Source organism: Aquimarina litoralis (genome assembly GCF_039523995.1).
Classification (GTDB): Bacteria; Bacteroidota; Bacteroidia; order Flavobacteriales; family Flavobacteriaceae; genus Aquimarina; species Aquimarina litoralis.
This window is the reverse complement of record NZ_BAAAGE010000003.1, coordinates 656185-675921: the sequence shown is the minus strand read 5'-3', so window position 1 is coordinate 675921 and position 19737 is coordinate 656185. Positions and strand designations below refer to the sequence as shown.

The 19737-nt window shown below is 32.4% G+C and carries 18 protein-coding genes; 10 read left to right on the top strand and 8 right to left on the bottom strand.

What is annotated here, in order from left to right; translation table 11 throughout:
• Window positions 1-5: 5 nt before the first annotated feature.
• The 5 genes from ABD077_RS17270 to guaA form a co-directional block, all read right to left on the bottom strand.
• Window positions 6-1325, bottom strand: a complete 1320-nt coding sequence (locus tag ABD077_RS17270; RefSeq protein WP_343913497.1) for a leucine-rich repeat domain-containing protein — start codon at window positions 1323-1325, stop codon at window positions 6-8.
• A gap of 109 nt (window positions 1326-1434) precedes the next feature.
• The gene (locus ABD077_RS17265; RefSeq protein WP_343913496.1) at window positions 1435-1659 is read right to left on the bottom strand and encodes a DUF3820 family protein; all 225 of its coding nucleotides are present in this window, start codon (window positions 1657-1659) and stop codon (window positions 1435-1437) included.
• A gap of 20 nt (window positions 1660-1679) precedes the next feature.
• Window positions 1680-2213 (bottom strand): DUF922 domain-containing protein, encoded by a 534-nt coding sequence (locus ABD077_RS17260; RefSeq protein WP_299606814.1) that lies wholly within the window; start codon window positions 2211-2213, stop codon window positions 1680-1682.
• Between the two features lie 361 nt (window positions 2214-2574).
• The gene (locus ABD077_RS17255) at window positions 2575-4758 is read right to left on the bottom strand and encodes a LysM peptidoglycan-binding domain-containing protein (RefSeq protein WP_343913495.1); all 2184 of its coding nucleotides are present in this window, start codon (window positions 4756-4758) and stop codon (window positions 2575-2577) included.
• Window positions 4759-4802: 44 nt separating this feature from the next.
• Window positions 4803-6335: a glutamine-hydrolyzing GMP synthase gene (gene guaA, locus ABD077_RS17250; RefSeq protein WP_343913494.1), complete on the bottom strand. Its 1533-nt coding sequence runs from the start codon at window positions 6333-6335 to the stop codon at window positions 4803-4805.
• A gap of 134 nt (window positions 6336-6469) precedes the next feature.
• Between guaA and ABD077_RS17245 the strand changes: the two genes are divergently transcribed.
• Complete coding sequence (locus ABD077_RS17245) at window positions 6470-7243, top strand: dienelactone hydrolase family protein (RefSeq protein WP_343913493.1); 774 nt, start codon at window positions 6470-6472, stop codon at window positions 7241-7243.
• Window positions 7244-7260: 17 nt separating this feature from the next.
• Here ABD077_RS17245 and ABD077_RS17240 read toward each other — a convergent pair whose 3' ends face one another.
• Complete coding sequence (locus tag ABD077_RS17240) at window positions 7261-8280, bottom strand: ThuA domain-containing protein (RefSeq protein ID WP_343913492.1); 1020 nt, start codon at window positions 8278-8280, stop codon at window positions 7261-7263.
• Between the two features lie 354 nt (window positions 8281-8634).
• Here ABD077_RS17240 and ABD077_RS17235 point away from each other — a divergent pair, with 354 nt between their 5' ends.
• Window positions 8635-10485 carry a tetratricopeptide repeat protein gene (locus tag ABD077_RS17235; protein WP_343913491.1) on the top strand — a complete coding sequence of 617 codons (1851 nt, stop codon included), beginning with the start codon at window positions 8635-8637 and terminating at the stop codon, window positions 10483-10485.
• 64 nt (window positions 10486-10549) lie between these two features.
• Window positions 10550-10981, top strand: a complete 432-nt coding sequence (locus tag ABD077_RS17230; protein ID WP_343913490.1) for a GNAT family N-acetyltransferase — start codon at window positions 10550-10552, stop codon at window positions 10979-10981.
• 10 nt (window positions 10982-10991) lie between these two features.
• On the opposite strand, the gene ABD077_RS17225 is transcribed toward ABD077_RS17230, so the two are convergent.
• Window positions 10992-11327 carry a winged helix-turn-helix transcriptional regulator gene (locus ABD077_RS17225; RefSeq protein WP_343913821.1) on the bottom strand — a complete coding sequence of 112 codons (336 nt, stop codon included), beginning with the start codon at window positions 11325-11327 and terminating at the stop codon, window positions 10992-10994.
• 105 nt (window positions 11328-11432) lie between these two features.
• Between ABD077_RS17225 and nfsB the strand changes: the two genes are divergently transcribed.
• The 6 genes from nfsB to ABD077_RS17195 are packed head-to-tail and all read left to right on the top strand — an operon-like array spanning window position 11433 to window position 15422.
• Window positions 11433-12095 (top strand): oxygen-insensitive NAD(P)H nitroreductase, encoded by a 663-nt coding sequence (gene nfsB, locus ABD077_RS17220; RefSeq protein WP_343913489.1) that lies wholly within the window; start codon window positions 11433-11435, stop codon window positions 12093-12095.
• A gap of 16 nt (window positions 12096-12111) precedes the next feature.
• Complete coding sequence (locus ABD077_RS17215; RefSeq protein ID WP_343913488.1) at window positions 12112-12414, top strand: DUF1330 domain-containing protein; 303 nt, start codon at window positions 12112-12114, stop codon at window positions 12412-12414.
• Window positions 12415-12440: 26 nt separating this feature from the next.
• Window positions 12441-12737 carry a putative quinol monooxygenase gene (locus tag ABD077_RS17210; protein ID WP_343913487.1) on the top strand — a complete coding sequence of 99 codons (297 nt, stop codon included), beginning with the start codon at window positions 12441-12443 and terminating at the stop codon, window positions 12735-12737.
• Window positions 12738-12771: 34 nt separating this feature from the next.
• Window positions 12772-13641: a DUF4437 domain-containing protein gene (locus tag ABD077_RS17205; protein WP_343913486.1), complete on the top strand. Its 870-nt coding sequence runs from the start codon at window positions 12772-12774 to the stop codon at window positions 13639-13641.
• Window positions 13642-13699: 58 nt separating this feature from the next.
• The gene (locus ABD077_RS17200) at window positions 13700-14494 is read left to right on the top strand and encodes an SDR family NAD(P)-dependent oxidoreductase (protein ID WP_343913485.1); all 795 of its coding nucleotides are present in this window, start codon (window positions 13700-13702) and stop codon (window positions 14492-14494) included.
• Between the two features lie 4 nt (window positions 14495-14498).
• Window positions 14499-15422, top strand: a complete 924-nt coding sequence (locus ABD077_RS17195) for an LLM class oxidoreductase (protein WP_343913484.1) — start codon at window positions 14499-14501, stop codon at window positions 15420-15422.
• 16 nt (window positions 15423-15438) lie between these two features.
• Here the strand turns inward: ABD077_RS17195 and bshC are convergent, their stop codons facing one another.
• Window positions 15439-17034: a bacillithiol biosynthesis cysteine-adding enzyme BshC gene (gene bshC, locus ABD077_RS17190; protein WP_343913483.1), complete on the bottom strand. Its 1596-nt coding sequence runs from the start codon at window positions 17032-17034 to the stop codon at window positions 15439-15441.
• A 214-nt stretch (window positions 17035-17248) separates the two neighbouring features.
• Between bshC and ABD077_RS17185 the strand changes: the two genes are divergently transcribed.
• Complete coding sequence (locus tag ABD077_RS17185; protein WP_343913482.1) at window positions 17249-19729, top strand: M14 family metallopeptidase; 2481 nt, start codon at window positions 17249-17251, stop codon at window positions 19727-19729.
• Window positions 19730-19737: the final 8 nt, after the last annotated feature.

The window sequence follows — 19737 nt, the reverse complement described above, 5'->3', positions numbered from 1 at the left end:
AGAAATTAAAACTTCTCGGAAGATCCGAAAATTTTTCCTTTAATATTTGGGAATGTTTTTTTTAATTTTTCTATTTCGTTTCGAGGGCAAAAACGACTCACTTCAATCTCTTTTAGATTTGTACACTTAAGTAAAGGATCTAGATTATTGATTTTTTCGTTATCACGAATATTAAGCTTTTCTAATTTTTTAAGATAGCCTACAGGCTCTAAGTCCGTAAAAGTATCGTAATATCCAGATATAGTAAGTTCCCTTAAATTCGAAAGATCTTTTAAAAATTCTATACTTTCCAAATCGGCATAATTCAATTCCAATATTTCCAGATTAGGAAGGTTTTTTAATAATTCATAATTATCAAAACGAGTAAATTTAATTGCTGCGATCTTTTTTAATTGAGCTAATTTACTAAATATAGCCAGATCAATTTTAGGAAGTTTTGGTTTACCATTAAAAAAATAAACTTCTTCTAAATTAGCTAATTTTTTAAGAGCAGTCATTTTTTTTACACCGCTCTTTTCTGAGCGCCAAATACTAACCTTTTTTACCCATTTAAGTTTTTCGCAAATAATATTAAAATCTGCTTGGCTTAATTTTTCTAAAGACAGAGCGATCACCTTATCTTCTTTATTATTTTCTGCATTAATTGCCTCTAGGGTAGTCGAATTAATCCCTTTGATTCCAATAGTACTCCCTAATCCTCCCATATACGATGACATTAAAACTTCTCCAGGCTCTAGTTTTTTTGGTGCGTTTTGGGCAGAAGTAGCATTTCTAGATATGAAGTTTTTAGTTTTTCCATTCAAAAAACCAACACCAGTAGAAAAGAACGTTACTTTAACTCTTAGATTATGAGAAACATCTTTTTTAGATGTATATAACAGCTCATCATTTATTTTATAACTGATGGTTGTACCTACTTTTTCTATTTTTACAATATCACCCTTTTTGCATTTTCTACCGGTTTCGAGGACAACTTTATCTCCTTCGACAATAATTGCTTTTCCAGATTTAAATCGTATACCGTACGTTACTGTTTCCCAATTGGCTATTTTAGCAACTTTAGTTAAACCAATAATTTTAGATTGTTTAGGTTTCTGCAGTACTGCAGTCATCCATCCATCACTATTTAAGGCTAATACCTTATTAGAGGTGGCTCCAGCATCCCATAATAAACCTCCTTGGAATTTAGAGATATACTTATTTTTTACGGTAACATTTTTTTTGTTTACCCAGGTAATAGGTTTTTGTCCATAGAGTATAGTACATTGAGCAAGAAAAAGTACTATTAAAAAAGCAAAACCTAGATGCTTTGTTTTATGATTCATAATTGTAATTTTTAAGGTAAATTACAACTTAAAAATTAAATTTATTCAGCTTAAAGAGAAGTGTATTTGACTTTAACTAATGTTTAATCAGGTGAAATCAAATTTCAGATTACATTTTTTGGATATTTCTAACTAGGTATTCGAGTCCGTTTAGCTTCAATTCATAAACTGTTTGCATTTGCTCTCCCAGTGTTCCTTTAGGGAATCCTTTATTATGATACCAAACGATATAGTATTCGGGCAAATCAATGAGATATCGATCCTTATATTTACCAAAAGGCATTTTGGTATGCGCTAGTTTGATTAAAAAGTCTTTTTGAGTTTGAGAATTCATAAAGGTAAAACATTGGGTATTTACTTAGAATACGCTCTATAATACCACATTAGGTTTTTAACCTTTTTCTCCCATTTTTCTTGATTCACCTTATTCTTAGAATGTTCGGTTTCTATATCATAGAGTTCTTGCATATTAATCCTCATACGCTCGACTCTTTTGTACATTTTATTTAGATCTTTACGAACATTCTTACCTGGTTTATATTCCTTTAATTTTTTGCGCATAATTCTGGCATGCAACTCTGAGATATCAAAATGCAGCTGTTCATGTTCTAGTAAGTATTTAGTTAACTGACCTCTCTTTACCCATGATAAAGATGGATAACAGAAACTGTCCACTTCATATTTTAATTCAATCTTCCCATAATCCTTACTTATAGACCATTGGTAAGTTATTCCGGTATTTACACTAGCATCAAAGCTACTGTTCATTTTAGGTTCCCCTCTAAAATCTGACCATTCCAACTTACTTTTTTCCGCATAGGAAAAACGCTCTACATATCCATGACTAGCAAAAAATAAAACTAAGAGAATAGTAAAAAATTTACCCATAATTGCAATAATTATGCCCGGCTAAAGTTGTTATTTTTCCACAAAAACACCCAAAAATACAATACGGGGCTAAGTATTGTATATGTATGTTTAAATAGATTCTAATTTGTTTTCAGATATAAAATCTTATATCTATCCCAATTGAAACAATTTATCTAAATTTTGTGTAAACTTTGATTTATCAAAATTGCCATAATCACTATATCAATTTCCGTACCACGACTAAAATTAATTGCAAGTTTAATCAAAGTTTAGGTGCAAAGTATCAAATATGTTTTAACAATACTTTGTAAATAGCATCTAAAAATAAAAAAAATGATTCTAAAAACCTCTAGAAAATTAATTATTGATCAAATAATTTTTATTCGATAACTGTTAATTTTAATTCATCATCAAATTTAATGATGTATGAAGCCTTGTTATAATAACCTCCTAAAAGCTTTTTCGCGTAATTAAATTTATTTTCAACATACTCCGTGGTTCCTTCAAAAGTAGCTGCGTGATATAAATCATCCGCAGATCCCAATCGCATCAAAATATCATATGTAATATCAAAACCACGTACAGTATATTTACTAGGAATAGTTTCAAATTCTTTTTTATACCTAGCTACAAAAGGAGTCATTGATTCCTCATCATAATTATCAAACTCTTTATCTATTGAAGGGTAATGCAAATGCAACTTTGACAAATGTTCATTTTTGATATTATCATCATCAAAAGCATTATTCTTATCTGTTGTGAACATTGTTATTTGATGACTTTCCGCTTTCGCATTAAGCTGCGGAGTCACATTACTTATCATAGCCACATCATCAGACTCTAGAAAAACCCAATTCGGTTTATTTTTAGCTAATACTTTATTAAGGTGGACTGGATATACATAATTACCCTCTTCTATTCTAGCTATTTTTGCATCTGGAAACTTGGCTATTAATTTATCCTTTATTTCTTGATGTTTCGCTTTCATTGGCTCTCCTTTCTTCTTTCCTTGCTGCACGATAATAACAATATTCTTATCAGTAGGGTCTTTAGCTACATAATTTATCATTTTATCCTGAAGCATTACATCTGTCGGAATAGTTTGAAAGAAATTACTGTATAATTTTGATTCTCGATTGGAAATCGGAGAAATAACAGGAGTTTCATACTTTTTTAACTCTGCAGCAACAGCCTCTACATTTGCCTGATACAAAGGCCCAATAACAACATCTAGTTCATCAAAATTATTTTGATCAATTAATCTTTTTATATGGGTAGTATTTTTATTTCTTTGAGTATCATACACTGTTGCATCAATACTTAGACCTTTCGTTTTAGCAGAATCTATAGCCATTTGAACTCCTTTATAAAAGTCCAAGGCAACTCTGGCTCCTCTAGCATCTCTGGTTTTCAAGAAATCTTCCGTCTGTTGTCTTGCTTCCAAATCTAAAGTATCCAGTCCAAAAGGTAGCATTATAGCAATCTTTTTTGTTTTAAAATTAGATAGCATATTCTCTAATGGAACAATCTTTTTCTCTGGAAAATCTATCGCCAAAGAGTCCATGGAATCTCTCTTAGGAAGTGTTAGTATCATCCCTGATTTTAATCCATCTCGTAAATACGGATTCATTTTAAATAATGAATCTGCAGTAATCTCTGTACGTCGGAGTATACTATAAACTGTTTCTTTGGGTTTCACTTCATACAACTCAAATTTATCTAAATCGATTACTTCCTTTAATGGTACGAAAATCATAGTAGGTACTGTGATTTCCATTCCAATAGGAAAATTAGGATCCATTCCTGGGTTTAACTGGTTAAGTTCTCCTACAGTAATACCATGTCTCCTTGCAATACTATATCGAGTATCTTTAGGCTCAACAATATATTTAGTTGTTGTAGAAACTCTAGAACTTAAACTATCTTTTGGAACTTCCCTAGAAACTACAGTTTGTTCTGCAAATACAGGGATTCTTAGTTTATCTCTTTTACGAATTTGCTCCGAGTACAATCGTTTATTATGTTTTTTTATATCATCTACTGTAATATTGTACTTCTGAGATATCCCAAATAAGGTTTCTTTTCTTCTAACCTTGTGAGTTTTAAATCTAATTATTTGCTTTATTTCTTCTAAAGGCTGAATACTATCCAAAACAGGATCACTAACTTCAGCTGAAACTTCGGTATTTTCTTTTTTCTCCAAAACAGCAACTCTTAGAATTTGACCTAGATTAATCCCGTTTACTGCATCAGGGTTTAAATTGTAAATAGCTTCTTGAGTTGTATTATATTTTTTGGACAGATTAAATACGGTATCCCCTTCTCCTACAATGTGAATTTGATATTCTTGATCATCAACAACAGGAATTGCTAGAATTTGTCCTTCTTTAACACCCTCTTTTGCAGTTGGGTTTATCTTATAAATTGCTTCTGGAGTTGTATTATATCTTTTTGCAATTCTATATACATTTTCTCCTTGAACAACTTTGTGACTTTTATACTGTTGAGAAAAACCAACAGTGGTTATAAAAATCATAAAAAAGAACAACAATACTTTTTTCATTCGATTTATTTTTAATGAACCTAATCCCCTAAGGATCTATTATATTACTCCCACTCGATAGTCGCTGGCGGCTTAGAGCTAATATCATATACTACTCTATTAACGCCTTTTACCTTATTTATTATCTCATTTGAGGTTTTTTGCAAAAACTCATAGGGCAAATTAACCCAATCTGCAGTCATACCATCTGTACTTTCTACGGCTCTAAGCGCCACACATTTTTCATATGTTCTTTCATCTCCCATTACCCCAACACTTTGCACTGGCAATAAAATTGCTCCAGCTTGCCAAACTTTATCATAAAGTCCGTTTTCTTTTAAGCCATTTATAAAAATAGCATCAACCTCTTGCAAAATACTAACTTTTTCTGGAGTTATGTCTCCTAATATTCTAATTGCTAATCCAGGTCCAGGAAATGGATGTCGTCCTAGGAGTTCTGGATCAAGTCCCATAGACCCTCCAACTCTTCTTACTTCATCTTTAAACAACATTTTCAGAGGTTCTACAACTTTTAGTTTCATAAAATCTGGCAATCCTCCAACATTATGATGAGATTTTATCGTTGCTGATGGTCCTCCATTAACAGATACAGACTCTATAACATCTGGGTAAATTGTACCTTGCCCCAACCACTTAGCATCTTCTATCTGGTTTGCTTCATCATCAAACACTTCTATAAAAACTCTTCCTATTATTTTTCGTTTTCCTTCTGGATCACTTTCTCCTGCTAGAGCTTCCAAAAAACGTGCCGAAGCATCTACTCCTTTTACATTAAGCCCCATTCCTTCGTATTGTTGTAATACAGAAGCAAACTCATTTTTACGAAGTAAACCGTTATTTACAAAAATACAGTAAAGATTACTTCCGATAGCTTTATGTAATAGCACCGCAGCAACCGTAGAGTCTACTCCTCCACTTAATCCAAGTACTACTTTATCATTACCTAATTTCTCTTTTAATTCACTTACTGTTGTATCTACGAAAGAGTTTGGTGTCCAGTTTGGTTGAATTTTCGCAATTCCTATTAGAAAATTATCTAATAATTGTTTGCCATCGGTGGAATGATATACTTCTGGATGAAACTGGATAGCATAAGTTTCTTCATTTTCAATTTTATATGCAGCATTTGTTACATCTCCTGTACTTGCCAACAAAACAGCTCCTGTAGGTAAAGATTTTATAGTATCACTATGACTCATCCATACTTGCGATCCTACTGAAATACCATTAAAAAACTCTTCTCCGCCTTTTATAAAAGATAAATTAGCTCTTCCATATTCTCTGGTATTAGAAGGTGCTACTTCTCCGCCACTAAAATGAGCTAAGTACTGGGCCCCATAACAAACTGCTAATAAAGGCTTTTTCCCTCTTATCTCAGATAAATCAGGATGTGGAGCATCTTCTCCTCTTACAGAAAAAGGAGATCCTGAAAGGACCACTGCTTTAAAATCTGATAAATTTTCTGGTAATTTGTTATACGGGTGGATTTCACAATAAATATTTAATTCTCTAACTCTTCGAGCAATTAGTTGAGTATACTGTGATCCGAAATCTAAAATGAGTACGTTATTTTGCATAGGCAAAAATAAAATTAAATTACAACCTCCGAAATCCTATTTGATATAATTTTCAACTTCCTGTATTATTTTATAAAGACCTCGTTAATTGATTAAAAAAATAACGACATAGTTAGTATATTTATAGAAAAACTATGAAATCTTCAATCTTATACTACATTTTTTGTTGTATTGTTTTTATTACCAGTACATCATGTAAAAGTGGACTGGATAGCAGAGGAAAAGCAAATTACGTAAGTAGTATTGATGCTACTTCGTTTAAAGCAATTCCATTAACACCAGGTAATCGAATTAGTACTATAAAGGTAAACGACAAAGAATCTGAATGGAAGTATGATTTAACAATCCCAAAAATTAAAGAAAGAGAAAAAGTACCTTTATTTATTGTACTCCATGGAGGTGTAGGTAGCAAAAACTACACAAAATTTAGTAATTGCCTAGTAACTCCAGGCTTACAAGATGCTGGAGGTTTCGTTTTTAGTCCTTCTGGTGCTTGGCGTACTTGGACACTAGATTATCTAGAAAAAAGAATCTTGGATTTTATAGATTTGGCTAAAGAAAATTGGCCTGTAGACCCAAATAAAATAGTATTAGTAGGATACAGCAATGGTGCCATGGCTGGCTGGAAGTACGCCAACGATTACAAGGATATTTTTTCTGCAATGATTTTAATGGGGTCGAACTGCAAGGTAGAAGAAAAATTAGAGATTCCTATATATGTAATTCAGGGAACCAAAGATAAATTCTTCCCTATCAAAAAAGTACGAAAAAGAATAACTGAAGCCAAAGCACTTGGGTGCAATATCACCTTTGTAGAGGCTGAAGGGAATACTCATATCAAAGCCTGTGAATACAAAGACATCCTGAAAACCAGTATTCCATGGTTACAGAATGAGGTATGGAATTAATTTATTTAGATGATATTCTAATTCCTTTTTACAAATTTAAAAGTGCTTTGTTCATTATTAGATATGAGACTTCCTATATATAAACCGCTAGCTAATTTTTCGAGGTTAATATCTGTATAGGGAACTTCTGCAGGAATTTCACTTTGATAAACAAGTTTTCCATTTATATTATAAATCATTAGTGATTTAGAACTAAGCATTCCTGAAGTAGAAAGTCGCATAACGTCTTGAACTGGGTTTGGGGCAATCTGAAGGGGTATTTCTTGTTCTGGACCACCAACACTTAACGTATTGCCAATAACATATTTTATACCTTCCTCTACATGCTTTATAAAATTTGTGTTGTTTGTATAATCACTCGAATTATGCCCTAAAGCTGTATAAAAAGATCTTCCTCCACCGTATTCTTTATACCAGGAAATGGGTCTAGCCTCATCATAATCATTGGAACCTGTAGATTCAACCATTAATACATCGATATTACCATTAAACAACTGCCCACCATTATTTCTCCAGTAATAATATTCCTCAGATTTATTCCAAATATCACCAACATTCCCAAGAAAATCTACAGAAGGATGAGAATTTACAATAGTCATATCTGCATTAAAATTATTACTGGTATGATTCGGTCCAGATTGTACAATACCACCAACGAGCTCATTATAAAAAGGCCAGCTTCGATCTCTATACGTATCGGTCGCAGCATGAATCCCCAGGAAACCACCACCAGAGGCTATAAAATTTTCAAAAGCTTCCCGTTGAGAAGCATTCAATAAATTATTCCCACTCGTATTACACCAAATAACCGCTGCATATTGGGATAAATTAGCATCAGTGAAAGCATTTGCATCATCAGTATCATCAGTGGTCCACAAACCATTATCATTTCCTAGTTCTCGAATCATTGTAATTCCAGCACCAATTGAGGGATGTGTAAAACCATTAGTTTTAGTAAACACTAATACCTTTTCCTGAGCAAAAAGGTTTATAGTTAACATCAACAATAAGGCTGTAAAAAGAGTATATAATTTCATGAGGATTGGTGTTTGTTATCATAACGTTATTATCTAATTAAAATTATTTAATCCGTAATATTACCCCTAATCTAGTTAAGGTTTTGCGTTTATAAATGATATAACACATATGTATTAAAAAGTTAGACCTCAAAAAAACCACGATGAAAAACTGTTATGCACAACGCTAGTATTCTATTTACCAGGCACTCTTTTCTATCTACTTTTTTAATCATAACAAATTAAGCTAAAAGCCAACAGCTGTGTTCAATAAGAATCTTAATTTTAAGATTACATTACCTATGTGTTAACGACCATCAAGTTTTTGAACAATAAATTATTTTTGCCCCTCTTTTAACCTCCATACCCTAGATAATGAAGTTTTTTCGTGCAAGAAGCATACTCTGTTTAGTGATATTAGTTTATACTAATGCTTCAGCGCAAAATCAAAAAATAGTAGATAGCCTATATCGAATAACAAAGAATAAAAATACTCCCGACACTACTTTAATCAAAGCCTTTAATGATATTGGAATACAATACGCTACTTCGAATTCATTATTAGCCAAAAAACAAATTAGAGCAGCTTTAAAAATAGCTCAAAATATTAACAAACCGCGAGGCATGGCCGGTTCTTACAACTGTCTTGGGGTAGTATATTATTATCAAAAAGAATATGATTCTGCATTAGTTCATTTTGAGAAAGCTTTGAAAATCAACCAAGAAATAGGTCATTCTTGGGGGCAAGCTTCTGCATTTCATCAAATTGGTGTAGTTCATAATCATTTAAATCAATACTATGATGCTATTGAAAGCTTCAACGAAGCTGGCAACATATTCATATCATTAAATGATTCTATCTCTTATATAAAATCCATTGAAAATACAGGGGTTTCATACAGCCTAATGAAATACCAAAAGAAAGCATTAGAATATTATATAAAAGCAAATCAATTATATGAAAAATTAAAAAATAAGTCAGGTGTCGCCCGTACCTACTTTAAGATTAGCAATATATTAATAAAACAAGAAGAGTACCATAAAGCATTGCAATACTTAGAGGAATCACTACCTGTTATAAGAGAAACTGGAAACAAAACCCATTTAAGTGCAACTCTAAGAAATATAGGAATTAGTTATAAGGGTTTGGGTAATTATACTAAAGCATTAAGTTACTTCCAAAAATCTTTATCATTTAGAATAGAAAGTCCAAAAACAATTGCGTTAATAGAATCGGATATTGGCAACACTTATTACCATATGAAACGCTACAATAAAGGACTTTTACACCTAAAACGAGCATTACAAAACTTCAGCAATAAGGGGGATCATATTCAAAAAGCAAGCACTCAAAATTATATTGCGAAATCATTATTACAACTAAATCAACTAGACTCTGCCAATTATTATGCAGAAAAATCACTACGATCTGCAAAGATAGCTTTAGACCTCAACGCTGAAAAAGAAGCAAATAAAACGCTAGCATTATTAGCAGAAAAATCGAACAATAGTGTAGCTGCTTATCAATACTACAAAAACTTATCAAAAATTAAGGACTCGTTAGATTCCATAGAAAAAAAGGCGCAAGCTAGAGTACTAGAAACTCAATTTCAAACAAACAAAAAGGAACTTAAAATTCATGAATTAGAGAAAAAAAATGAATATGCAAAATCCCAAAATCTATTATTGACCTTGGGTCTTGGAATTGGAGTTTTGACACTCGGAATTTTCGTATTCTTTTTTAGAAAAAAATTTAAACTTAGTTGTCTCGAAAAAGCATTATTAAGCACAGAATTAGATACTAAGAATAAGGAGCTAACCACCAACTCTCTTCGTCTTGTAAAAAAGAATAAAGTTTTAGAGCACTTAAAAGAAGAAGTAGAAGTTATGAGATTTGCTGAAGATCAAAATGCACAATACAATTATCAAAAAGTACTTCAGATTATAAACTTCGATTTTAAAGATGATCATCACTGGGATCACTTCAAAAAACATTTTGAACAAATTCATAAAGATTTCTACAGCAAAATTAAAAACCAGTACCCTAATGTTACCACCAATGAATTACGTCTTATGGCCCTGCTTAAAATGAACCTATCCTCTAAGGAAATTGCTACCATTCTAAATATCACACAAGAAGGTGTTCGAAAAGCACGATACCGATTACGTAAAAAACTGGAAATTCCAAGCAATAATGTTCTAATTGATATGATTCTAAACTTATAATATTAAATTAAAGTTTATCTATTAAAACTTATTACATTGCGCACGATTTCTTAGAAAAAAACAAATGATACCAGAATTTACCATCAACCCCTGTAATAAAGAAAATATAAAAACCATAGTTGATGGACTTAATTCATATAACCTTAGCAAAGTTGCTGCTCTTTCAGAGATGTGGACTCCTTTGGAATTTGTAGCTACAAATTCAGACGGAGAAGAAATAGGTGGAATTTTAGGCGGTATTGGATACTGGAATGGATTAGAAATTAAAATACTATGGGTAAAAGAATCACATAGAAAAAATGGAATTGGATCTCGTTTACTAGGCCATGTAGAACATCTCGCTAAAACAAAAGGTGTAAAAACCGCTATGGTTAACACTTTTGACTTCCAAGCAGAAGGGTTTTACCTAAAAAATGGGTACCAGCCAATAGGAGAAATTAATAACTTCCCTGAAGGACACAGAAGAATATATTTCTCAAAAGAGCTAAGTTCTTAGATCAAAGTTTTTAATCTGCATAATTTTCTAAAACGAAATCTCCCCAATTAGCTATCGACTGAATTAATGGTGTTAAAGTTTTACCAAAATCTGTTAAGGAATATTCTACCTTTAATGGAGGTTTAGAAGTATATACTTTCCTATGAATTAACCCATCTTCTTCCAATGCTTTTAACTGAAGACTTAAAGTACGTTCCGTAACTGTTGGCATCTCCTTTCGTAACTCACTATATCTAAGTGTACCCTCGAGCAAATGAAACAATATTACTGTTTTCCACTTTCCTCCTATGATCCCCATAGTTAAGCTGGCACAACAAGGGTATTCTTTACCCTTAAATTTTAACATTTTTGGTGCAGATTCTTTCATTTTCTTATACTATCATTTTTGACCGTTATTGCAAAGATATTAAACTATAGTTAGTTTTGCTACTATAATTTTTATAGTAATAAAATGGATATAAAGAAAATACTTAATTGGAGATACTCAACTAAGAGTTTTGACCCAAACAAAAAAATTTCTAAAGATAATTTCGAACAATTAAAAGCGCTACTAAGATATAGTCCATCTAGTACAAATATTCAACCTTGGCATTTTGTAATAGCCAATACAGAAGCAGGAAAAAGCAGAATTGCTAAAGGAGCACAAGGATTTTTTCATTTTAATGAACCAAAAATCTTAAAGGCTTCCCATGTTGTTTTATTTTGTTCGAGAACTAGTGCTGATGAAGAATATATGCAGCACCTATTGCAACAAGAAAATCAAGACAAACGATTTCCGAATGATGAGATCAAACAAAATGTATACAACGCTAGAAATATTTTTGCTGATATTCATCGCTACGATGTGAAAGATTTTCAGCATTGGCTAGAAAAACAAGTATACCTAAATATCGGTAATTTTTTACTTGGAGCAGCAACATTAGGTATAGATGCTCTTCCTATGGAAGGTGTGGATCTAAAAGCATTAGACGAAGAATTCGATTTACGTAAAAAAGGGTTTACTTCAGTAGCAGTGGTAGCTCTAGGTTATCGTGATGAGTCAGACTTTAACATTCCGAACAAAACTCCAAAATCTAGATTGCCAGAAGAGGAAATCATCACCCTATTAAACTAACATAAAAAATAAAATCATGGCATATTATTCTGTATTAGATGTAACTCCAACCAATAATGAATGGGTTTCAGATTATGTTTCCGTGTCTGGAGACATTGTTAAAAAACATGGTGGAAAATATTTAGCAAGAACAACTTCTCACGAACAAATAGAGGGTGAAGCACAAAATGCAGCACTAAGGATCATTTTAGAATGGCCTTCTAAAGAAGCGGCTACTAACTTTATGAAAGATCCTGAATATGTTCCACATCTAGAAGCCAGAACATCAGGTGCTATAAGCCATCATTTTCTGATAGAAGCAAAAGACGATTTAGCTTAGCATAAAAACAACTAAAATTAAAAAAAATGACAACACAAAAACTTACCATTGTTGCAAAAATTCTTGCGAAGGAAGAGAAAAGAGATTTAGTAAAAACTGAATTACTAAAACTTATAGATATTACCCAAGCAGAAAAAGGTTGTATCAACTACGACTTACATCAGGATAATGAAAATGAGAACTTATTCTTATTTTATGAGAACTGGGAAAATAGAGAATTATGGCAACAACATATGAATAATTCTCACCTAACAGCATATATGGAAGCAACTAATGGTGCTGTAGAAGAATTTACCCTGCATGAAATGACCCATATTGCATAGATCAATCAATCTTAGATTCTCTAAAGAAAATAAAATGAATAAAATCACCACAATTCTGATTTTACTGGTCACCATCGTTACAATCTCTTGTAATAACTCTAAAGACAAGGTAGCACAAAAAGACAGTAAACCTGAAGAAAACATAACGAATAAAGTTCTTTTAAGTACAGAAATTGTCTGGAAAAAACTAAATCCAGCTCGTGGGGATCAAAGTCCACAGGCAGGAACTATTTGGGGTGACCGTAAAGGAGAGGTGCCGACAGGATTTCTTGCTAAATTTGTAGACGGTTTTTCATCTCCACCGCATATTCATAATGTTACGTATAGAGCAGTTGTTATCAAAGGGAGTATCCATAATGACGACCCTAAAGCAGAAAATATGTGGATGCAACCTGGAAGTTTCTGGACACAACCTAAAGGAGAAGCACATATCACTTCTGCAAAAGGAACTGAAAATATCGCTTTGGTAGAAATTGATAACGGACCTTATTTAGTAAAACCGGTGGAAGAAGCTTTTGACAGTGGTGAACGACCTGTAAATATTGATATTACTAATATAGTTTGGTTAGATCATCACCAATCTAATTGGATATCTTCTTCTAGCAATGCAAAAATCAGCTTTTTATGGGATAGTAAATTTGAAGAGCATATGAGAGGTATTTTTATAAAACTGCCAGGAAATTTTAATGGACAAATAGAAAGTAATGGTTCTGTTTTGCACTCGGTACTTATTAAAGGAGAATTGAACTATTTAATGCCTAGAAGTAAAGAAACAAAAGTTTTAGATGCTGGAAGTTACTTTAATTCAACAGATAAAGCCATTCATACTCTTAACAACAAAAATAACCAAGAGGTACTTCTTTATATAAAAACCAATGGAAGTATTAAGGTTATTGGAGCTTAACTTTTATATCAAATACAAAGAAGGTCTTGCAAAGCAAATTTCAAAATAAATCATTCTTATGAAAACCATATTTATCACAGGTAGTACAGACGGAATTGGAAAATTAACAGCTATCGAACTAGCCAAACAAGGACATAGCGTTTTTGTACATGGCAGGAACGCACAAAAACTAGAAAATACAATTCTAGAAATTCAAGAAAGTACAGGTAATAAAAATACAAATGGGTTTTTAGCAGATCTTTCCGATTTGGATAGCGTAGAAAAAATGGTATTTGAAATTGAGAAAGAAGTATCACATATTGATGTATTGATTAATAATGCTGGGGTTTTTAAAAGTAAAATATCACATAATGAAAATGGCATAGACATTAGATTTGTAGTAAATTACCTAGCTCCTTTTCTCCTTACCAAAAAACTAATTCCACTTTTACAAAAAGGTACTTCGCCAAGAATCATCAATCTTAGTTCTGCCGCGCAATCATCCGTTCAACTTGAAGCGCTATCCAATTCTATAGCATTATCGGAACAAGAAGCTTATGCAGAAAGTAAGCTTGCATTGACTATGTGGAGTTTCTATCTTGCCAAGGAATACAGCGATATTAATATTATTGCGGTAAATCCTGGTTCATTGCTTAATACTCGTATGGTTCAAGAAGCTTATGGAACCCATTGGGCTCCTCCAGAAAAAGGTGTAAATATCTTATGTAGTCTAGCTATTTCTGATGAGCACAGCAATAGTTCTGGCAAATATTTTGATAATGATAAAGGTATTTTTTCGCAAGCGCATCCTGATGCATATGACTCCAATAAAATAGAAGAATTAATAGCAATTACCAATTCAGTTTTATCCTAGAAATATGGAGTCGTTACAAAAAATAGCTTCCAAAAATAAGTTAAGCTTAGGATTAGTATTCCCACTAGAATCGTATCAGGGAGCAATAGCAAAAATGGAGAACCAAGAAAAACTTGCAAAAAGAGCTGAAGAACTTGGTTTTAAAGCACTATGGTTCCGTGATGTTCCATTTCATGATCCTTCTTTTGGTGATGCAGGACAATTATATGATCCCTGGATCTATATGACTCACATTATGAATCAGACTAAAGATATTATGCTTGCTACAGGCAGTATAATTCTTCCTTTGCGACATCCAATTCATACAGCAAAATCCATCCAAAGTTTACAACACCTATCTAAAGGAAGAATTATCGTTGGTACTGCATCAGGCGATCGGCCTATAGAATACCCAGCATTTAACTATAAACTACATGAAAAGAGCGAACTGTTTCGTGATAGTTTTCAATATATAAAAGCATTACAAAATGATTTTCCATTACATCAATCTAGACATTATGGTGTAATGGATGGCAGAATTGATTTACTTCCAAAATCAGAGTATACGACTCCAATTTTAGTAACCGGTCATTCTGGACAGTCTCTAGATTGGATTGCAAAAAATACAGATGGTTGGTTATACTATCCGAGAGATTTTGCTTTCTTACAACGTACTATGTCTGATTGGTTAAACGCTTTAGAAAAAAACGAACAACCTTGGAAACCTTACATGCAATCTCTATATATTGATTTATTAGAGGATCCAAAAGCAACTCCAAAGGGAATTCATCTGGGATTTCAATCAGGAGTATCTTACGCTATAGAACATCTAAAAACTTTAGAATCCTCTGGAGTCAATCATGTAATTATTAATCTAAAATACGGATCCAGACCTGCGAGTGATGTAATAGAAGAGCTAGGAGAAAGTGTAGTCCCCCATTTTAAATAAAAATATGATAAGCAACCTAATTTGTTATCACTGTAAACTCTCCTTTTAAAGGATCCAAACATTTCAATAACATTGGAATTAGTTCCTCTCCGTATTCTAAATACATTTCAGAAAAATTTGTAGTACGTTCTTGCAAACTCTGGTTAGGAAATAATTCATTTTGGATACTGGTTAATCTACCCACATGATCTTTTAGCTTTAATCGCTGAGCTTTTAGCAATCTCTTTTCTAACATATCCAATCCCTTAAGTTGTTTTACTTCTTGCGCTTTTATAGCATTCTTGAAGGTAACATCCGTTTGCTCTGCTAACTCATACATTGCTTTAAACTGCTCCTTTAAATGATTACGCTGCGGATCAAAATTGATATCTATATTAGATATTTGTCGTACTTTTCTATTAATAAGTTCATGCTGTTTTAAAAACAATTCTGTGGTGGTTACAGCTAATTTTTCAATTTTCGCAGATTGTTTTGCTGTTTGCATTAATACAGAATTACGCAACAATAACATTGGGAATGGAATCTGAACAGTATCGAAATAATCCTTGAGCTCTAACCAATATGCTAATTCTCCACCTCCACCGATATAACAAAGGTTTGGTAAAATAACTTCTTGATATAGTGGTCTCATCATCACATTAGGACTAAACTGTTCTGGAGTATCCTGAAGCTTTTGTAATATTTCATCTTTACTCCAAACAATATCAGTATCATTTACATAATAAGCCCCTTCCTTTTCAATAACTCTTTCCCGAACACCTTTAGAGAGATAAAACAAATTAATTTCGCGAGGGTTTACTTGTACTTTATATCCTTTCGCAGCTAACTTTTCAGCTTTTGGTAAAACATTCTTGTAAGAAACTTGTTCTTCCAGTTCTTTTTGTACAAAAGGAATAAAAAGTCGTTTCAATTCTTTATCATCTCCATCTACAATAACTAATCCATATTCTCCAAATAATTCATTTGCCAAATATCTAGTTGCATCCGCCAAATTATGATGATTTAAATATGCTTTCTGGAATAAAAACCTCAACTTTTCTGCATTCCGACCAGATCCTAATTCGGCCGAAAAAATTTCAAAAACTTTATCTAAACCTTCAGTCTCAAAAACTCCGACAGCTCCTCCATCTGGTCGATTCCATTGAATCTTTTTTCCTTTGAAATTAAAATAATTAATCTCATCAAAATCATGATCTTCAGTAGCCATCCAATATACTGGCACGAAGTCATAACTAGGATATCTTTCTTTTAGAACATTGGATAGGTTAATTGTCGAAACAATTTTATATAAGAAATACAAAGGACCTGTAAACAGGTTTAATTGATGCCCAGTAGTAACTGTAAATGTATTGTGATCAGATAACTTATCTAAATTCTCTTTAGTACTCGAAGACACTTTAAAATCTTTATATTGAGCAATAAAAGATTGTTGTAAAACGGAACGATTTTGATCAGAAAATGACTGTTGTTTTTCTAAAATCTGAGCCTCAAAACTTTCTAATTTAGGAAATCTATGATAAAACTCTTTTAGCTCGGCTTTTTCGTCTAAGTAATCACAAATAAATGAAGAAAAGTAATTTGTTTTTCTAAACGGAATACAGTCACTTGGCATAGGGTGTTCTTTTTTGATCGATAAATATACAAGAGATTGTTATTGCATCGATTATTTTATATTTTTTTTAATAGTAAAAACAGAATTTACCAGAACACATTACTTTTGAAAACAGAAATATTAAGAATAAGGATATCTTAAATACTAAATTTTAGTTAATACAATATATATCCTAAATTTAAGGCGGTATTTTACCAAAATTAAAAACTCATCAATGAAAAAAACACTCTTCACACTTCTATTTATTGTTTCTTCTTGGGCATATGCTCAAAACACACTTCAATCGCCAGCACAATTTCTTGGTTATGAAATTGGAAGTCAATTTACACGTCATGCAGATGTTACTAATTATTTTAATCATGTTGCTGACAACTCTGATTTGGTTACGTATCACACGTACGGAAAAACTAATGAGAGAAGACCTCTAACCTATGCTATTGTAACTAGCAAAGAGAATCAATCAAACATAGAAAACATAAGATTAGACCATCTTAAAAACACAGGAATTGTTAGTGGTAATAGCACACCAAAAGTTGCGATAGTTTGGTTGAGTTATAATGTACATGGAAATGAAGCTTCAAGCACAGAAGCTGCTATGACAACCATTTATGAATTAATAACCACAAAAAAAGATTGGTTACAAAATACGGTGGTTATTATAGATCCATGTGTAAATCCAGATGGTAGAGATCGATATGCTAATTGGTATAATCAATCAAAAGCAACTCCTTACAATATTGACCAAAACGCAACGGAGCATAATGAACCTTGGCCAGGCGGAAGACCTAATCATTATCTTTTTGATTTGAATAGAGATTGGGCATGGGCTACACAAGTAGAATCTTACAGCAGGCTAAATGCTTATAACAAATGGATGCCTCATGTTCATGTAGATTTCCATGAACAAGGAATTAATGAACCTTATTATTTTGCTCCAGCAGCAGAACCGTTCCATGAGATCATAACTCCATGGCAGCGTGATTTCCAGACTCAGATAGGAAAAAATCATGCAAAGTATTTTGATGCTGAGGGTTGGTTGTTTTTTACAAGAGAACGTTTTGACCTATTATATCCTAGTTATGGAGACACCTATCCTACATTTATGGGAGCTATTGGGATGACTTACGAGCAAGCGGGACATGGACGTGCTGGATTAGGAATCCAAACAGACGAAGGATACGTTCTAACCTTAAAAGATCGTGCATTACATCATACCACAACAGGATTATCGACTGTAGAAATATCTTCCAAAAATGCAGAAAAACTAAATATAGAGTTTAAAAAATTCTTTAATAACGCTTCGCTTAAATATAAAAGCTATGTATTGAATGGGACAACAGATAAAATCAATGCTTTAACTGAGTTATTAGACAAACATGAAATTAAATATGGATATACAAATAGTACAAAAATATCTGGTTTCAATTTTAGAGAAAATAAACAAGGCAGTATAGATGCAAAAGGAGCTTTAGTTGTAAGTACAGATCAACCAAAAGGTAAAATGGTAAAAGTATTATTTGAACCAAATGCAAATTTAAGTGATCCTCTTACCTATGATATTACCGCTTGGAGCATCCCACATGCTTATGGTTTAGAAGCAATTGCTTCCACCTCATTAATATCGGCTAATGCCACTAAATCAACTATTACAGTTAATAATAATACTAATGCTTCTGGTGCTGGATATATTGCTAAGTGGAACAGTATGGATGATGCTGCTTTCTTAGCAGAACTTCTACGAAATAAAATTAAAGTAAGATTTAGCGAGAAAGACTTCACTAATAAAGGAGTAAAATTTAAAAAAGGAAGTCTTATCATAACTAAAAGTGATAATCGTAAAACAAAAGATTATGATAAAACTGTTGTCGACATCGCAAACAAGCATAATCGAAAATTACACGGTACTGCAACTAGCTTCGCTACTACTGGTGTCGATTTTGGTTCTCCAGATGTAAAATTGATTAATAAAGCAAGTATTGCGGTACTAAAAGGAAATTATACATCTTCTCTTAGTTATGGAGAAATTTGGCATTTCTTTGAAAAACAACTTCAATATCCTATTACCTCTATTGACACGGATTACTTTAAAAGAGTAGATTTAGACAAGTATGATGTATTAGTACTACCTAATGGTTATTACGGAGGATATCTAGACGAAAGTGCTATGAATAAATTAAAAAGCTGGATTCGAAGTGGAGGAAAAGTGATTGCAATAGGAAATGCAGTAAGTACTTTTGCCAATAAAGACGGGTTTGATCTAAAGCGCAATAAACCAAAAGAAAAGAAAAAAGATTCTTTAGGAAATCTAATTCCTTATGATAAACGTGAGCGAGAAAGTGTTAAAAATTTTATTACAGGAAGTATTTATAAAACAACAGTGGATCCATCACATCCATTAGCGTTTGGATATAGTGACACTTATTTTAGCCTTAAGCTAGGAAGTAGCTCCTATAAATTTTTACAAAATGGATATAATGTTGCGTACATACAAGAACCCACAAGCGTATCTGGTTTTTCTGGGAAAGACGCATTAAAAGGACTTAAAAATTCATTAGTTTTTGGAGAGGCCAGAATGGGAAGAGGAAGCATTATTTATATGGTGGATAACCCACTATTTAGATCCTTTTGGGAAAATGGAAAACTATTTTTTGTGAATGCTATATTCTTAACTAACAACAATAAATTCAGAATTTAGTATATACT

Excerpts from the sequence above, each read along its gene's own strand:
- ABD077_RS17270 (WP_343913497.1), bottom strand. The coding sequence starts at position 1,325 with ATGAATCATAAAACAAAGCATCTAGGTTTTGCTTTTTTAATAGTACTT.
- ABD077_RS17265 (WP_343913496.1), bottom strand. The coding sequence starts at position 1,659 with ATGAATTCTCAAACTCAAAAAGACTTTTTAATCAAACTAGCGCATACC.
- ABD077_RS17260 (WP_299606814.1), bottom strand. The coding sequence starts at position 2,213 with ATGGGTAAATTTTTTACTATTCTCTTAGTTTTATTTTTTGCTAGTCAT.
- ABD077_RS17255 (WP_343913495.1), bottom strand. The coding sequence starts at position 4,758 with ATGAAAAAAGTATTGTTGTTCTTTTTTATGATTTTTATAACCACTGTT.
- guaA (WP_343913494.1), bottom strand. The coding sequence starts at position 6,335 with ATGCAAAATAACGTACTCATTTTAGATTTCGGATCACAGTATACTCAA.
- ABD077_RS17245 (WP_343913493.1), top strand. The coding sequence starts at position 6,470 with ATGAAATCTTCAATCTTATACTACATTTTTTGTTGTATTGTTTTTATT.
- ABD077_RS17240 (WP_343913492.1), bottom strand. The coding sequence starts at position 8,280 with ATGAAATTATATACTCTTTTTACAGCCTTATTGTTGATGTTAACTATA.
- ABD077_RS17235 (WP_343913491.1), top strand. The coding sequence starts at position 8,635 with ATGAAGTTTTTTCGTGCAAGAAGCATACTCTGTTTAGTGATATTAGTT.
- ABD077_RS17230 (WP_343913490.1), top strand. The coding sequence starts at position 10,550 with ATGATACCAGAATTTACCATCAACCCCTGTAATAAAGAAAATATAAAA.
- ABD077_RS17225 (WP_343913821.1), bottom strand. The coding sequence starts at position 11,327 with ATGTTAAAATTTAAGGGTAAAGAATACCCTTGTTGTGCCAGCTTAACT.
- nfsB (WP_343913489.1), top strand. The coding sequence starts at position 11,433 with ATGGATATAAAGAAAATACTTAATTGGAGATACTCAACTAAGAGTTTT.
- ABD077_RS17215 (WP_343913488.1), top strand. The coding sequence starts at position 12,112 with ATGGCATATTATTCTGTATTAGATGTAACTCCAACCAATAATGAATGG.
- ABD077_RS17210 (WP_343913487.1), top strand. The coding sequence starts at position 12,441 with ATGACAACACAAAAACTTACCATTGTTGCAAAAATTCTTGCGAAGGAA.
- ABD077_RS17205 (WP_343913486.1), top strand. The coding sequence starts at position 12,772 with ATGAATAAAATCACCACAATTCTGATTTTACTGGTCACCATCGTTACA.
- ABD077_RS17200 (WP_343913485.1), top strand. The coding sequence starts at position 13,700 with ATGAAAACCATATTTATCACAGGTAGTACAGACGGAATTGGAAAATTA.
- ABD077_RS17195 (WP_343913484.1), top strand. The coding sequence starts at position 14,499 with ATGGAGTCGTTACAAAAAATAGCTTCCAAAAATAAGTTAAGCTTAGGA.
- bshC (WP_343913483.1), bottom strand. The coding sequence starts at position 17,034 with ATGCCAAGTGACTGTATTCCGTTTAGAAAAACAAATTACTTTTCTTCA.
- ABD077_RS17185 (WP_343913482.1), top strand. The coding sequence starts at position 17,249 with ATGAAAAAAACACTCTTCACACTTCTATTTATTGTTTCTTCTTGGGCA.